The organism is Streptosporangium sp. DT93 (assembly GCF_049844535.1).
In the GTDB taxonomy this organism is placed as follows: Bacteria; Actinomycetota; Actinomycetes; order Streptosporangiales; family Streptosporangiaceae; genus Streptosporangium.
In genome coordinates, this window is the sequence record NZ_JBNCLF010000018.1 from 70,030 (window position 1) to 85,500 (window position 15,471).

Here is a 15,471-nt window from a genome sequence, read left to right on the forward strand (position 1 = left end):
GCCGACCGGCCCCCGGCTTTCTGTTAACACCGCGGCAGCAAAGGGAGGGCCGCCAGCCGGTAGGTTTACCTCCTAGCACGCCCTGCTCCACCATTCCTCGCGAACGGGAGATCTGTCGCCATGTCGCCCTACCTGCTCGGCCTGCGTCTCTCCGGGCGGCGGGTGCTCGTCGTGGGTGGCGGGCATGTCGCCCAGCGCCGGGTTCCGACACTGCTCGACGCGGGCGCCCTGGTCACCATCGTCTCGACGAGCGTGACGCACGCCCTCGACGACCTCATCGCGACCGGCCGCGTGACCTGGGAGGCCAGGCGCTACCAGGTGGGCGACGTCGACGGGGCGTGGCTGGTCCAGGCGTGCACGAGCGACCGCGCGGTGAACGCCGCGGTGGCCGCCGAGGCCGAGGCCAAGCGGATCTGGTGCGTGCGTGCCGACGACAAGGACGCCTCGGCCGCCTGGACCCCCGCCAGCGGCAAGGTGGACGAGATCAGCGTGGCGATCACCGCCGGGGGCGATCCCCGGCGGGCCGCCGGGATCAGGGACGCCGTCGTCGGAGCCCTCAGGGACGGCACGGTCGGGGCCCGGCGCAACCGCACCAAGCCGGTGGGGGTCGCCCTGGTCGGCGGAGGGCCGGGCGACCCGGGCCTGATCACCGTCCGGGGGCGGCAGCTCCTGGCCCAGGCCGACGTGGTCGTCGCCGACCGCCTCGCACCGCAGGCCCTGCTCGACGAGCTCTCCCCGGACGTCGAGCTGATCGACGCCGCGAAGATCCCCTACGGCCGCTACATGGCCCAGGAGAGGATCAACGAGCTCCTCATCGAGCACGCCAAGCAGGGCAAGTTCGTGGTCCGGCTCAAGGGCGGGGACCCGTTCGTCTTCGGCCGCGGCGGCGAGGAGATGCTGGCCTGCGCCCGTGAGGGCATCCCCGTGACCGTGGTTCCGGGCATCACCAGCCCGGTGGCGGCGCCCGCCGCCGCCAACGTGCCCGTCACGCACCGCGGCGTGAGCCAGGAATTCCACGTGATCTCCGTACACGTCCCCCCGGGCGACGAGAGATCCACCGTCGACTGGCCCAATCTGGCCAGATCCGGTGGCACGCTGGTGCTTATGATGGCGGTCGAACGCGTCGGAGTGATCGCCGAGACGCTGATCGGTGACGGACGTTCGCCGGAAACTCCCGTAATGGTGGTACAGGACGGTACTCTTCCCACCCAGCGAGCTCTTTATGCCACGTTGTCCACCGTGGCGGAGCGCGTGAGCGCGGCTGGGATTCGGCCACCTGCGATCGTGATCATCGGCGATGTCGTGAAGGTCGGCCAGGAGGTCGAGATGGTTCGAGCGGAGCGAGTACCGTGAATTCGGCGTCCAACTGGCCCCCCCATCAGGGTGGTGGCCGTGACCCTCGCCTCGCCGGCACCCCCCAGGAGCCACCCGACGACACCTCGCCGGATGACACCGAGTCCCCCGGCGAGCAGACGGTGTCCTTCGGAGCCATCCGTCCCGACGACGACGCCGCCTCCATCCGCGCCCGCACCGCGCCTCCCGGAGGGGCGACCGCTCCGGCCGCCTCCCCGGGCCGGCCGCAGGGGGGTCCCGCCACACCTCCGAGCCGGCCGGCGGGTCCCACACCCTCGGGTCCCGGCACGCCCTCGGGTCCCGCCGGGCCTCCAGGAGGGCCGCCGGGTTCCGCCTGGCCCCCGGGTGAGCGACAAGGTCCCGCCGCGCCTCCGGGCCGGTCGGCGGGTTCCGCCTGGCCCCCGGGAGGGCCGCAGGGTCCCGCCACGCCTCCTGGCCGGTCGGTGAGTCCCGCTCCCGTCCCGGGCCGATTCGCAGGCCCCGCCCCGGCACCCGGCAGGCCGCCGGGTGCCGCCGCGCCCACGGCCTCCGGCAGAGCGGACGACCCCTCCGCGCCACCGGCCTCCGCCGATGCCATGGCAGCCTTCCGCGCCGCTGCCGCCGCCGCCCAGGCCACGGTCGACGCCCTCGCCGCCTCGCGGCAGACGACCTCCAGGCCCGTTCCGCCCGGAGGACGTCCGGACGTCTCACGCGGCGCTCCGCCGCCCGCCTCCGGTCCGCCTCTCCCGCCCGGCCCGGGCGCTTCCGCCCCCCCGGCCGGTTCCCGCGTCGGCGGCCCCGTCCCGCCCGGCACTGCCTCACCGGGCTCCGTCCCGCCCCGCGCGACCCCGCCCGGTCCTGTCCCGCCCGGCCGTGTTCCGCCAGGCCCGGCCCAGGGCGGCACGGCCCCACCCGGCACGATCCCGCCCCGCATGGTCCCGGGTGGTCCCGGCCACCCGGGAGCCTCGCAGAGGGACGCGCCCGGCGTGGGTTCCTCCGGTGTTCCTCAGCGTGGGGACGCCCCGTTCCCGCCGGCGGGACCCGCGGGAGCCTCACGGGGCGGGCCCGCCGCCCCGGGCGCGGCCTTCCGCCCGGGTGCTCCCGTACCGCCGGCCGGTCCCGTGCCTCCCGGTTCGCGGCCCCCCGCGCCCGCCGCCCGCCCCGGCGGCTCCGGCGCGCCCTCGCACGACGATCCCACCGCCCACGGCGGCCCCGGTGCGATCTTCCGCCCGGGTGCTCCCGTACCGCCGGCCACCCCGTCCTCCCCGTGGGCGGGTCGTCCCGCGGGTGACGGTCCCAGTGACGTCACCGCCGTCTCTCCCGGCGCTCCCGGGGCGCTGTTCCGCCCGGGGGCACCCGTTCCCCCGAGCGCCCCCCGTGGCGGAGTGCCCGCCACACCGCCCTCCGGCGCTCCCGGAGCAGGCTCGCCGGACACCACGTCCCTTCTCGCTCCCGGAGAGGGCTCCACGGGTGTCCGTACCGGGGGAGAGGATCTCTCCTCCCGCCCCGCGGACCACTCCGTCGGCCCCGACGGTGTCCCGGCCCGCCCGGATCGCGACGGGTCCGCCGCCGGTACATCCGGCTCTCAGCAGGAGCACTCCCACGCAGGGGCCGCTCCGCCTCTCCGTACCGTCAGGCCGTACGAAGAGCCTCGGGAGCAGCAGCGGGACGCGGAGCCTGTGGAGCAGCGGGACGCGGAGCCGGACGAGAGCGCCGCCGTCCCCGGCGGTGGGATCGAGGACGCGTCCCGTCAGAAGGGCGGTCCCGAAGGCTTCCGTGGCGAGGAGAGCTCCGAAGACCTCGCGAGCCGGCCCTCCGAGACCGCGGAGATTCCCGGAACTCCGGAGGTTCCCGGAGGCCCTGGGGGCATCGAGACCCCCGAGGACCCCGGGCACGTGGAGAAGCCCGGGGACGCCAGGGAACCGGAGAACACCGAGCCCTTGGAGGACCCTGAGGACTCCGAGGAGTCCAGGGACGCCCGTTCCGGTGACGTCGAGGGCGATCGCCCCGGTGACGTCGACGACGATCGTTCCGACGACTCGGAGAACGTTCGCCACGGCGACTCCGGGAGCGTGCGCTCCGACGATCCCGATCCCGATCCCGATCCCGATCCTGAGGACGAGGGCCGGGGTGAGGCGCCGGATGCCCGGGCCACCGGTGACGGCGTCGGGAGCGAGGACCATGCGGACACCGCGTCCACGCGTGACGAGGTCACGTCGCTGATCACGCCCTCGGGCGAGTACGAGGCCGCCAGGACCGAGAGCGGCGTACGGGATGACGCCGGGGCGCGAGACGCCACCGAAGGCGCCGGTGCCGACGGCGCCGGTAACGGTGAGGAGCCCCCGAAGGCCGGGCGATCCGCCGGGAACGAGGACCGGACCTCCGCCGAGACCGACGCCAAGGCCGGGGACGAGGACGGAGCCGGGGACGGAGCCGGGGACGGAGCCGGGGACGAGGACGGAGCCGAGCGCACCGTCATCGACGGCGACGAGATCGTCGTCATCGCCGACGAGTCCGACACCGACACCCGTGAGTCCGGCGATGAGGACGGCGAAAGCGACAGGGACGACAAGGACGCCAGGGGCGGGGACACGGGCCCGGCCGAGGGAGCGGAGGACGAGGGAGCGGAGGACGAGGAGGGAGCGGAGCCGGGGGAGCGCGTACGGGAGACACCCCTTCCGGCCGCCGTCTCCAAGGCGCTGAGCAGCGCGCTCACCGCCGTCCGCATCGGCGTCACCGACCTCACCTTCGGCCTGGACCTTCCCGGCGCCGAGGAGGCCAGGAAGGTCCAGGCCGAGATCCTGGCCCAGCTCGACGACTACGTGATCCCCCGCGTCCACACGAGCACCGCGCCGGCGCTCATCGTGGTCGCGGGCTCCACGGGCGCGGGCAAGTCCACGCTCCTGAACACCCTGGCCAACGCCAAGGTCAGCGCGACCGGTGTGCGCCGTCCCACCACCGGCACGCCCGTCCTGGCCTGTCACCCCGACGACCACGAGTGGTTCGCCAAGGGCGATCTGCTGGGTGGCCTGCGACGGCTCAGCGAGCCCGACCCGGAGATGGCCTCGGGTGGCCTGGTGCTGGTCTCCACCGAGCACCTCCCCGCGGGGGTGGCCCTGCTCGACACCCCCGACATCGACTCGGTCGTCGAGGAGCACCACGAGATCGCCCACCGCATGCTCGACGTGGCCGACCTGTGGATCTTCGTGACCACCGCGGCCCGGTACGCCGACGCTCCGGCGTGGCGGCTTCTGCGCCTGGCCAAGGAGCGCGGCGCCCGGCTGGCCATCGTGCTCTCCCGGGTGCCTCCCAAGTCCCGGGAAGTGATCGACAAGCACTTCGTCAGGATGCTCACCGAGTACGGCCTCGGTGAGGTCGACCGGTTCGTCGTCAACGAGAGCAAGGTCGTCGACGGGATGCTTCCCGACGACGAGGTGACCGAGCTCCGCCGCTGGCTGACCGAGCTCTCGGTCGACGAGCGCCGCCGCGAGCAGGCCGTGAGCGCGACCCTGGACGGGGTGCTGAACAGTTTCCGCACCCGTGTGCCCGCGCTGGCCAGGCAGCTGGAGATCCAGGTCGCCCTCCGCAGGGAGCTGCGCGGGGACGTGGACACGGCCTACGCCAGGGCACTGGCCGAGATCGACGAGAACACCGGCAACGGCTCGCTGATCCAGGGCGAGGTGCTCGCCCGCTGGCAGGACTTCGCCGGTTCCGGCGATCTCATGCGTACCCTGCACCTGCGCAAACCCGGTCGTTTCGCGGGCAAGGCGAGCCAGCAGGCGCCCGAGCGGCTCAGTGCCCTGAAGTCCGCGCTGCGGGCGGGGCTGGAGTCTGTGGTCGTCTCGGCGGCGCACCGGGCGGCCGAGGAGGCGGCCTCGCGCTGGCTGAACCGGCCGGGCGCGCAGGACGTCCTGGCGGCGGTCCCCGGTTCGGGCCGCGCGTCCGACGAGCTGCTGCGCAGGGCCGGTCGCACCGTCGGGGCCTGGCAGGATCACATCATCGAGCTGATCGGCACCGAGGGTGTGACCAAACGGTCGGTGGCCAGGGTGATCTCGTTCGACGTCGAGTCCCTGTCGCTGATCCTGACGATCGGGCTGCTCGGGTACGGCTCCTCGGACGCGCGGGGCGGCCCCGGAGCGCTGCCGCAGCGGCTGGTGCACGCGCTGCTCGGCGCGGAGTCGCTGCGCAACATCGGGGTGAAGGCGCGAAGCGATCTTCGCGCCAGGATCGGCCTGCTCCTCGACGACGAGACGGCCCGTTACGTGCAGGCGCTCGACGGATCGGGGATTCCCGACGAAGCCGCGGCCACACGTCTTTACCAGGCAACGTACAACCTTGAGGTCGCCCGATGAGTGTTGACACCACCCGGTCACTCCAGGGGATCGGCGGACGGCTCGCGGCGCTGACCCGGGTCGTGGAGCTGGGTCCGGGCAGGGTCGAGCCGAAGCTGCTCGCCGAGTCGGGCCGCCTGCTGCTCCGTGCCGGTGAACGGCTCAAGCTCTCCTCCGACCACACCGTGGTCGCGCTCGCCGGAGGCACCGGAAGCGGCAAGTCGACGCTGTTCAACTCGATCTCCGGTCTGGAGCTGTCACCCACGGGGGTGCGGCGCCCGACCACGGCCCGTACCCACGCCTGCGTGTGGGGCCTGGACGGCGCGGGCCCGCTGCTCGACTGGCTGCAGATCCAGTGGCGGCACCGCTTCGCCCGGGCCAGTGCGCTGGACCGGGGGGAGGGCCGGTTGAACGGGCTGATCCTGCTCGACCTGCCCGACCACGACTCGATCCGGGCACTGACCGACACCGAGGCGGACCGGCTGATCCAGGTCGCCGACCTCGTCGTGTGGGTGCTCGATCCGCAGAAGTACGCCGACGCCTCCACGCACCGCCGCTACGTGACCGATCTGGCCGGGCACGAGGCTGTGACGATCTTCGTCCTCAACCAGTCCGACCGGCTCGACGAGGAGGAGCTGGCCGAGTGCGTCGCGGACCTGGACGGCCTGCTGCGCCGCGAGGGGGTCGAGGAACCCGTGATCGTCACCACCTCGGCGATCACCGGCAGCGGCGTCGACGAGCTCAAGGCGGTCCTCGCCGAGACCGTCTCCGAACGCAGGGCCGCGGTCCAGCGACTGGAGGCCGATCTCGAACGCCTGACGCTCCGCCTGGCGAAGGCCCTCCCCGCCGACGGGACCTCCGCCCCGCCGTCCTCTCTCGACGACGCCCGCCGGATCGGTCTCACCGACGCCCTCTGCGACGCGGTCGGCGTTCCGGCCGTCGGCGAGGCGATGGAGAACGTGTACGCCGCGCGTTCCGCCGAATGGGTCGGCTGGCCCTACGGGCGCTGGGCCGCCGGGCTTCGTTCGGACCCGCTGAACAGCCTGCGGCTCGGAGACCTCAGGGACGAGATCCGCGGCGTGACCGCCGGGTCGGTCAGCGCGCAGCCGGCGGAGGTGGAGACCGCCGTCCAGGCCCTCGCCGACGGCCTCACCTCCGGTATGCACGAGGCCTGGCAGAACGGGATCAGGGACGCCGCCCGTTCGCGGGTGGCGCAGTTGCCCCAGGTGCTCTCGGAGGAGCTCTCGGAGGTTGCGCCCCGCCTGGACAGGGTTCCCGGCTGGTGGCGGCTCCTGCTCGCCTGGCAGTACCTGCTGGTCGTGCTCTTCGTCGCCGGTCTCGCCTGGGTCGGTACGGCACTGGCCTACGGCGTGTTCGAGCTCGGGACACCGCCGGAGTGGCTGGAGGTCTTCGCCGACGCGGCCTCCCTGCCCTGGGTGGGGTTGATGATCGTCTCCGTTCTCGGACTCGGGGCGCTGACCGCGGTGGCCAGCCGTAACTTCGTGGTGCTCGGCGCGGGCAACGAGCGTGACGCGCTGGAGCGCGAGATGCGCCGCCGGGTCGCCGGTGTCGCCGAGAGCATGGTGATCGAACCGGTGGAGCGGGAACTGACCCGCTACAACGACTTCTACTCCGCCCTGCGGAGCCTGCGGACCTGATCCCGTACGGGGGCTGGGGCCTATCGGGCCTACCGGGCTTCTGGCTCCGCGTTCTCCGCGTTCTCCGCGTTCTCCCGGCCGGTCGCGGTGGTCGCCGCGTCCGGCCGGGAGTTTTCCCTCCGCGGGTCCGCGTCCACGGCCCCCTGGGATCCGGGTTTTCCACAGAACGAGATTCGGCAACCTGCGGGGATGGCGGTACGGGCCATCGTGTCTCTCAGCCGCCGGCAGTCAGCCGGCTCCCATGGGAGGCACGATGAACGACATCCATGTCACGCTGACCGGTAACGTCGCGGCCCCGCCGCGCCAGCACACCTTCCCCGACGGATCACGGGTCACCTCGCTCAAGCTCGCTTCGACGAGCCGTTACTTCGACCGGGAGAACCAGCAGTGGCGCAACGGGGAGACCACCTATTTCGGGGTCCGCTGCTTCCGCGGGCTGGCCGACAACGTCGCCCAGTCGGTCCACGTGGGCCAGCCCGTCATCGTCCAGGGCAGGCTGCGCATCCGCGAGTTCACCCACGAGGGGGAGCGCCGGTTCATGCCCGAGGTGGAGGCCGGTTCGCTGGGTCACGACCTGCGCTGGGGGCTCGGAAGTTTCAGTAAGCCGCAGCGGGGCGGGCCCCTCCCGGTCCTGGGCAGCGCGGAGCGCAGCGAGCTCGACCGTGAGACGTCCGACTGGGCCATGAGCGGCGGCGCTCCTGTCGTGGCCGACGCTCTCACCGCCGCGGGGCCCGGGTTCGACAGGGGGACGGCCGGGTTCGACGGCGGGACGGCCGGGGAGCCCGGGACCGGTGGCGGGACGGCCGGAGGCTCCGGGACGGATGGCGGGATGACCGGAGGCTCCGGGGCCGGTGGCGGGACGGCCGTGGAGCCGGGGTCCGACGACGGGATCGCCCAAGGGCTCGGAGCTGGTCAGGGGACGGTCGGGGAGTCCGGCGTGCGGGCCGTGCCGGATGCCGAGCCGATCACGGTGGGCGAGATCGCCGCAGAGGTCGCCGGGGTCACCTCGCCCGTGGCGGATCACGAGTTCCCTGAGGGGGATGTCGCACGCGGGGAGAGCCTGAACCGCAGGCGGAGAGCGGCTGCGAAGGGGGCGTCGAGGCGGGCGGACGTCGCGGCGGCGAGCGGTCACGTCCAGGGGGAGGAGACGTCCGCGACCGGGACGGGCGAGCAGCGAGCCCATTCCGGTGTCGATGACGAGGTCCCCTGGCCGATGCGGGAACACGTGGCGGCCTGAGTCGTGTGACCAAGGGCCTGAGCCGGGCCTGAGCCGGGCCTGGGTGGCCGAAGCCGGGTGCCGGTGTGGGCTCGCGCCGAGCCATGGTCTGGTCTGAGCCGCGTCACGACGGGAAGGCCCGGTGACGGCAAAGGCCCTGCGGCGGCACAGCGGCGGCACGGCGGCGGCACGGCGGCGGCACGGCGATGGCACGGCGGCGGCACGGCGATGGCACGGCGGCGGCACGGCGATGGCACGGCGGCGGCACGGCGGCGGCACGGCGATGGCGTGGCCTGGCGCCGGGAAGGCCGGGCGATGGAAGGGCGGCTTGTACGACGGGGGAGGTCCGGGCCTCCCTCGTCGGGCCGACGGGCATCGGCGCCTGGCCGCCGATCAGAGGTGGTGTTCGACCGGAGGATCTTCCGGTCGGCGGATGTTCGTCCGGGAGAGGGATTCGGGCGGAGAGAAGGCCGGGCCGGAAGGGAGCCGACCGGAGAAGAAGCCGGGGCGGAGGAGCGCTCCGGACAGAGAGGGGATCAGGCCGGAAAACGGTTCGGCCACGAAGGAGATCGGGCCGGAAGAGGACTTCGATCAGAGAAGAGGGCTCCAGCCAGAGAAGAGGACTTCGGCCAGAGAGGAAGAGCGGGCCGGAAGGGGATTTGATCAGGGAGGGCTTCGGCTGAAAAGGCCCTCCGGTCGCAGAGGAGCTCCCCGAGGAGAAGGAATCTCGGACGAGAACGACTCCCGAATGAGGAGAGATCTCGGACGAGAAAGATTCCCGTGCAAGAAGGACTCTCGCGCAAGAAGAGCTCTTCACGTTGGGGACACCGTAGGCGAGGGTATTCCCCGAAAAAGAGCTGGGGAAGGAGGGGAATCCGCGGAGGGAAAGGTCCGGAGGTGGAGAAGAGGGCCTGAACGGCTGAGCGAGGGGGCATCGGCCGGGCGCGGTCGGTGCGCACCACCGGTGGGCGGCGACGCCGAGATGAACCGGCCGATGGTCTTGCCCGTGTCAGATGCCGAGACACCTGTTAGGTCCAGGTCACGCCCCGCAGCATGGCTTGCTCCTTTCCCACACGGCCCGCTCGCAGGCGAGCGGTTTCCACGTCGTGGATCAACCGGCGGGTTGACCCACTTCGTCAACGTAGCGGTTGCCGTCGCGCGACGCACACTCCGCAACTATTGTGTTACACATCGTTAGTCGGAGAGGGGGACGACATGGCGGCTCCCGGTCACACCTCGGCGAAGGCGCGCGACGGCGTAACGGCCCTGGTCGATCGATGGCCCTTGCTCGGGCAGCGTCGCCCGCTGGTGGCCTATCTGTGCGGGCTGGTGATGCTGGATGCCGTCGCGATCGTGTTCTTCGCGATGTCCGGTGTCTTCCGCTGGTCCGATCTGCTGACCTTCACCGCGCTGATGGCGTGCGGGGCCGTGTGCATCGAGGCGACCCGGAGGCTCGGCATGCCCGCGGGGGTCTACCGGGATCTCCTCTCCGCCTGGTGGCTGCCCGCCGCGCTGCTCCTGCCGCCGCTGTACGCGCTCCTGGCGCCCATACCGCTCCAGTTCCTGCTCCAGAAGCGGGTCCGCGCGACCGTGGTCTACCGGCGGGTCGTCAGTTCGGCGGCGATCGGTCTCGCCGGATGCGCGGCCTCCCTGCTCTTCCACGCCTCCGCAGGCGACCTGAACGCGCTGACCAGGGGTGACGGGTGGCCGATCCTGGTGGCCGTCGGCTGCGCGGTCCTGTTCACGGTGATCAACACCGCCCTGATCGCCGTCGCCGCCCACACCGCCGATCCCGAGAGCCGCTGGCGAGAGGTCCTGTGGAACCGCGAGAGCCTGCTCCTGGACGTCGTCGAGCTCTGTCTCGGCGTCCTGGTCTCCATCACCTGCGGGCTCAACCCGGCGCTGCTGATCCTGGCGCTGCCGCCGGTGGTGCTGCTCCAGCGCAGCCTGCTGCACGCCCAGCTCCAGGCGGCGGCCCGCACCGACCTCAAGACCGGCCTGCTGAACGCCGCGGCCTGGCACCGCGAGGCCGACACCGAGATCGTCAGAGCCCGGCGCACCGGGGAGACGCTCGCCCTGCTGATCGTCGACATCGACCACTTCAAGCGGGTCAACGACACCTACGGCCACCTGATCGGGGACCAGGTGCTGGTCGGCGTGGCCGACACCATCCGCAGCCAGCTGCGCGACTACGACGTGGTGGGCCGGTTCGGCGGAGAGGAGTTCGTCGTCCTGCTGCCCAGGGCCGACGTGACCGAGGCCCGCAGGGTCGCCGAGCGGCTCCGCTCCCGGGTGGGGAGGATGGCCGTCCCGGCCGACGACAACATGATCACCGTGACCATCTCGGTCGGGGTGGCGATCATGAGCGTGCACGGCGACGATCTGATCGAACTGCTCGCCGCGGCCGACCTCGCCCTGTACCGCGCCAAGGAGCTCGGCCGGGACCAGATCTGCCTGCCCGCCACCGTCGTGCCCCCGGCCCGCCGCCCGGGAACCGAGACCGCCCCTAGCTGAACTTTCCAGGCCCTAAACTAAAGGCATGCCGGAGTACATCTACACACTGCAGCGCGTGCGCAAGGCGCACGGCGACAAGGTCGTCCTCGACGATGTGACGCTGTCGTTCCTGCCGGGCGCCAAGATCGGTGTCCTGGGCCCCAACGGCACCGGAAAGTCGACGCTGCTGAAGATGATGGCGGGCCTGGAGCAGCCGTCCAACGGCGACGCCCGGCTCATGCCCGGCTTCACCGTCGGCATGCTTCAGCAGGAGCCCCCCCTCAACGAATCCAAGACCGTCCTCGGCAACGTCGAAGAGGGCGTCGCCGAGACCAAGGCGATGCTCGACCGCTTCAACGAGATCGCCGAGCTGATGGCCACCGACTACAGCGACGACCTTCTCAACGAGATGGGCAAGCTGCAGGACGCCCTCGACCACCGCAACGGCTGGGATCTCGACAGCCAGCTCGAGCAGGCGATGGACGCCCTGCGCTGCCCCCCGCCGGAGTCGGAGGTCACCCAGCTCTCCGGTGGTGAGCGCCGCCGGGTCGCCCTGTGCAAGCTCCTCCTGGAGCAGCCCGACCTGCTGCTGCTCGACGAGCCCACCAACCACCTCGACGCCGAGAGTGTCCAGTGGCTCGAGTCGCACCTGGAGAAGTATCCGGGCACCGTCCTAGCGGTCACCCACGACCGTTACTTCCTGGACAACGTGGCCAACTGGATCCTGGAGCTCGACCGGGGCCGCTGCCACCCCTACGAGGGCAACTACTCCACCTACCTGGAGGCCAAGGCGGCGCGGCTCAAGCTCGAAGGCCAAAAAGACGCCAAGCGCAAGAAGCGCCTGGAGGAGGAGCTGGAGTGGGTCCGCTCCAACGCCAGGGCCCGCCAGACCAAGAGCCGGGCACGTCTCCAGCGCTACGAGGAGATGGCCGCCGAGGCCGACAAGCACCGCAAGCTGGACTTCGAGGAGATCCAGATCCCGCCGGGCCCGCGTCTGGGCACCACGGTCATCCGGGCCGAGAAGCTCACCAAGGGCTTCGAGGATCGCGTGCTGATGGAGGGAATCTCCCTCGACCTGCCGCGTAACGGCATCGTCGGCATCATCGGCCCCAACGGCGTCGGCAAGACGACCCTGTTCAGGATGATCACCGGTAGCGAGACGCCCGACAGCGGTGAGATCGTCATCGGTGACACCGTCAAGATCTCCTATGCCGACCAGAGCCGGGGCGGGATCGACCCGTCCAAGAACGTCTGGGAGGTCGTCTCCGACGGGCTGGACTACATCAAGGTGGGCCAGGTCGAGATGCCGTCCCGCGCCTACATCGCGGCCTTCGGCTTCAAGGGGCCGGACCAGCAGAAGAAGGCGGGCATCCTCTCCGGCGGAGAGCGCAACCGGCTCAACCTCGCCCTGACCCTCAAGCAGGGCGGCAATGTGCTGCTGCTCGACGAGCCCACCAACGACCTCGACACCGAGACGCTCTCCAGCCTGGAGAACGCGCTGCTGGAGTTCCCCGGCTGTGCGGTGATCACCTCGCACGACCGGTGGTTCCTGGACCGCATCGCCACCCACATCCTGGCGTGGGAGGAGGGCTCGAACTGGTTCTGGTTCGAGGGCAACTACGCCGACTACGAGAAGAACAAGGTCGAGCGCCTCGGGGCCGACGCGGCCCGGCCGCACCGCGTCACCTACCGCAAGCTCACCCGGGACTGAAACCCGTCGTCCCGGTGCCCGGACGCGCGCCGTGAGAGCCCGTCCGGGCAGATGCGGGAACGGGGCACCGGGACACGGCCGGGGACCGGTCGCCGTCGAGGCGGCCGGTCCCCGGCCGTCGCCGGGTGTGCCCCGGCGTGCGGCGGCCGCCGAGGGGTCGCTACGGTTTCGGGTGTGTTCGAACAGAGCGTCGCGGGCGAGGTAGGCCGGGATCACCGGCACGTGTTCCCCAGGGCCGTCAGGTTCGCCGACATCGACTCGCTGGGCCACGTCAACAACGTGCGGTTCCTCGACTACCTGGAGGACGCCAGGCTGGCGATGTTCCACGCCGACCCCCACCGCGAGGGCCTCGCCCGGTTCCAGGGGCTCGTGATCGCCCGCCACGAGATCGACTACCGGCGTCCCCTCACCTTCCGCCTCGACCCCGTGCGGGTGGAGTCCTGGGTGACGGAGATCAGGACGGCGCGGTTCACCCTCGCCTACGAGATCCGTGACGACGACGAGATCTTCGTCAGGGCGGGCTCCGTGCTCGTGGCCTACGACGTGGAGCGGGCCTCCCCCCGGCGGCTGAACCCGGACGAGCTCGCCTACCTGCGCAGGTTCACCACCGGCGGCTGACCGACGCCCACCGCCCGTCCAGGATGCCCTCCGTCCGCCACAGGGCGGGCCCGGCCGTCTGCCAGGACGTCTCGCGCCTCCCAGGATGTCCCGTGCCCGCCGGTGGGCGCGCCGCCCGGGAGCGGCGCGCCGGGGCGTCAGGCGTCGGGGGCGGACAGCCAGACCGCCGTGTCCGGCAGCAGCAGGTGGCCGTCGACCGGGGCGCTGCCGATCAGGACGCGGTCGTGCGGCGGCAGCGCCACCGGCTCGGTACCGCAGTTGATGACGCAGGTCAGCGGCCCCCGCCGGAAGGCGAGGGTCTCCTCGGAGGTCTCCAGCCAGGTGATCTCGTCGGGCAGGGTGCCGCGCAGGTCGCGGCGGGCGCCCAGGGCCTCACGGTAGAAGCTCAGCGTCGAGCCCGGGTCGCTCGACTGGCGCTCGGCCGACAGCACCACCCACTCGACCGGCTGCGGCAGCCAGGGCCGCGTCCCCTCGGGGGAGAAGCCGTACGGCTCGGACACCCCGGACCAGGGGAGGGGAACCCGGCACCCGTCCCGGCCGGGCAGCTTCCCCTCCGACCGGGTGAAGATCGGGTCCTGCCGGGCCTCGGCGGGAAGATCCTTCACCTCGGGAAGGCCCAGCTCCTCGCCCTGGTAGAGGTACGCCGACCCCGGCAGGGCGAGCATGGCCAGCAGCGCCGCGCGCGCGCGGGCCAGGCCCGTCGTGGAGTTGGCCAGGCCTTCGCCGTAGCGGGTCACATGGCGGATCACGTCGTGGTTGGAGAGCACCCAGGTCGGGGCGGTGACGGCGGCCAGCGTGTCGTCGATGACCTTCTTGAACGCGGTCCCCGACCAGGGGGCCTCCAGCCAGGCGAAGTTGAAGCTCTGGTGCAGCTCGTCGGGCCGCACGTAGCGCGCGAGATCCTCGGCGGAGTCGGTCCAGACCTCGCCGATGGCCATCCGCTCACCGTCGTAGGAGTCGAGCACCTTGCGCCAGTCGCGGTAGACCTCGTGCACCTCGGGCCGCCCCCAGATCGGCGACTCGGCCTTGAACGCCTGGTCCTCGGCAGGCGTGTCCGGCAGCCCCTCGGCCTTGTACAGGCCCATCGCCACGTCGATCCTGAACCCGTCCACGCCCCGGTCCAGCCAGAACCGCAGCACGTCGAGGAACTCGGCGTGCACCTCGGGGTTGCGCCAGTTGAAGTCGGGCTGCTCGGGGGCGAACAGGTGCAGGTACCACTGCCCGTCGGGCGTCTTGGACCAGGCGGGGCCGCTGAAGGTCGACTGCCAGTTGTTGGGGGGCAGGTCCCCGCCGTCGCGGAAGACGTAGCGGTCGCGTCCCTCGCCGCGCAGCGCGGCCTGGAACCACTCGTGTTCGGAGGAGGAGTGGTTCGGGACGATGTCCACGATGACCCGCAGGCCCAGCCGGTGCGCGTCGGCCACCAGGTCGTCGAAGTCGGAGAGCGTGCCGAAGAGCGGGTCGACGTCGCGGTAGTCGGCCACGTCGTAGCCGCCGTCGGCCATCGGGGAACGGTAGAAGGGGGTCAGCCAGATCGCGTCCACGCCGAGTTCGGCCAGGTACGGCAGGCGCCTCCTGATGCCGGGCAGGTCGCCGACGCCGTCTCCGGAGGCGTCGGCGAAGCTGCGGACATAGATCTCGTAGACGACGGCGTCGCGCCACCAGGGGGTTTCCATGTGCATGGGTTGCCCCAGGTCGGCGGGGTTTATGCGTCGGGGGCGTTGACCATGCTGTGCGCGGCGTACACGAGGTAGTCCCAGAGGCGTTTCTCCAGGTCCTCGGGGAGCTCCAGGGAGGCCACCGCGTCGTGCATGTGCCTGAGCCAGGCGTCGCGCTCGGCCGAGCGGATGACGAACGGGTTGTGCCGCATCCGCAGACGCGGGTGGCCCCGCTGGCTGCTGTAGGTGTTGGGGCCGCCCCAGTACTGGATGAGGAACAGGCGGAGCCGGTCCTCGGCGCCCTCGAGGTCGTCCTCGGGGTAGAGCGGCCGCAGCAGCGGGTCGGCCGCCACTCCCTGGTAGAAGTGGTGCACCAGACGCCTGAACGCCTCCTCGCCGCCGACGGCGTCGTAGAAGGACTCTTTTTCCTCGGGGGTGGCGGACACGGGCTCCAGCC

Annotated in this window: 9 protein-coding genes; 7 read left to right on the forward strand and 2 right to left on the reverse strand. The window is 71.9% G+C overall.

What is annotated here, in order from left to right; translation table 11 throughout:
* Nucleotides 1-120 precede the first annotated feature (120 nt).
* From cobA to ACLQ2R_RS31235, 7 genes are all read left to right on the forward strand, one after another.
* A complete protein-coding gene (gene cobA, locus ACLQ2R_RS31205) occupies nucleotides 121-1,353 on the forward strand; it encodes a uroporphyrinogen-III C-methyltransferase (RefSeq protein ID WP_425964672.1) in 1,233 nt (410 codons plus the stop codon).
* A gap of 1,658 nt (nucleotides 1,354-3,011) precedes the next feature.
* Nucleotides 3,012-5,684, forward strand: a complete 2,673-nt coding sequence (locus ACLQ2R_RS31210; protein WP_425964674.1) for a GTPase — start codon at nucleotides 3,012-3,014, stop codon at nucleotides 5,682-5,684.
* Nucleotides 5,681-7,321: a GTP-binding protein gene (locus ACLQ2R_RS31215; protein ID WP_425964676.1), complete on the forward strand. Its 1,641-nt coding sequence runs from the start codon at nucleotides 5,681-5,683 to the stop codon at nucleotides 7,319-7,321. Before ACLQ2R_RS31210 ends, ACLQ2R_RS31215 begins: the two co-directional genes overlap by 4 nt.
* Nucleotides 7,322-7,574: 253 nt before the next feature.
* Nucleotides 7,575-8,558 (forward strand): single-stranded DNA-binding protein, encoded by a 984-nt coding sequence (locus ACLQ2R_RS31220; protein ID WP_425964677.1) that lies wholly within the window; start codon nucleotides 7,575-7,577, stop codon nucleotides 8,556-8,558.
* A 1,194-nt stretch (nucleotides 8,559-9,752) separates the two neighbouring features.
* Nucleotides 9,753-11,051, forward strand: coding sequence for a GGDEF domain-containing protein (locus tag ACLQ2R_RS31225; RefSeq protein ID WP_425964679.1), 1,299 nt, complete (start codon nucleotides 9,753-9,755; stop codon nucleotides 11,049-11,051).
* Nucleotides 11,052-11,076: 25 nt separating this feature from the next.
* Nucleotides 11,077-12,741 carry an energy-dependent translational throttle protein EttA gene (ettA, locus tag ACLQ2R_RS31230; protein ID WP_425964681.1) on the forward strand — a complete coding sequence of 555 codons (1,665 nt, stop codon included), beginning with the start codon at nucleotides 11,077-11,079 and terminating at the stop codon, nucleotides 12,739-12,741.
* A 174-nt stretch (nucleotides 12,742-12,915) separates the two neighbouring features.
* Nucleotides 12,916-13,359, forward strand: coding sequence for an acyl-CoA thioesterase (locus tag ACLQ2R_RS31235; RefSeq protein ID WP_425964683.1), 444 nt, complete (start codon nucleotides 12,916-12,918; stop codon nucleotides 13,357-13,359).
* Nucleotides 13,360-13,496: 137 nt separating this feature from the next.
* Here the strand turns inward: ACLQ2R_RS31235 and ACLQ2R_RS31240 are convergent, their stop codons facing one another.
* Both ACLQ2R_RS31240 and ACLQ2R_RS31245 read right to left on the reverse strand, forming a co-directional pair.
* The gene (locus tag ACLQ2R_RS31240; protein WP_425964685.1) at nucleotides 13,497-15,038 is read right to left on the reverse strand and encodes a glycoside hydrolase family 13 protein; all 1,542 of its coding nucleotides are present in this window, start codon (nucleotides 15,036-15,038) and stop codon (nucleotides 13,497-13,499) included.
* 23 nt (nucleotides 15,039-15,061) lie between these two features.
* Nucleotides 15,062-15,460: a globin gene (locus ACLQ2R_RS31245; protein WP_425964686.1), complete on the reverse strand. Its 399-nt coding sequence runs from the start codon at nucleotides 15,458-15,460 to the stop codon at nucleotides 15,062-15,064.
* Between the last annotated feature and the right edge of the window lie 11 nt (nucleotides 15,461-15,471).

Excerpts from the sequence above, each read along its gene's own strand:
- cobA (WP_425964672.1), top strand. The coding sequence starts at position 121 with ATGTCGCCCTACCTGCTCGGCCTGCGTCTCTCCGGGCGGCGGGTGCTC.
- ACLQ2R_RS31215 (WP_425964676.1), top strand. The coding sequence starts at position 5,681 with ATGAGTGTTGACACCACCCGGTCACTCCAGGGGATCGGCGGACGGCTC.
- ACLQ2R_RS31220 (WP_425964677.1), top strand. The coding sequence starts at position 7,575 with ATGAACGACATCCATGTCACGCTGACCGGTAACGTCGCGGCCCCGCCG.
- ACLQ2R_RS31225 (WP_425964679.1), top strand. The coding sequence starts at position 9,753 with ATGGCGGCTCCCGGTCACACCTCGGCGAAGGCGCGCGACGGCGTAACG.
- ettA (WP_425964681.1), top strand. The coding sequence starts at position 11,077 with ATGCCGGAGTACATCTACACACTGCAGCGCGTGCGCAAGGCGCACGGC.
- ACLQ2R_RS31240 (WP_425964685.1), bottom strand. The coding sequence starts at position 15,038 with ATGCACATGGAAACCCCCTGGTGGCGCGACGCCGTCGTCTACGAGATC.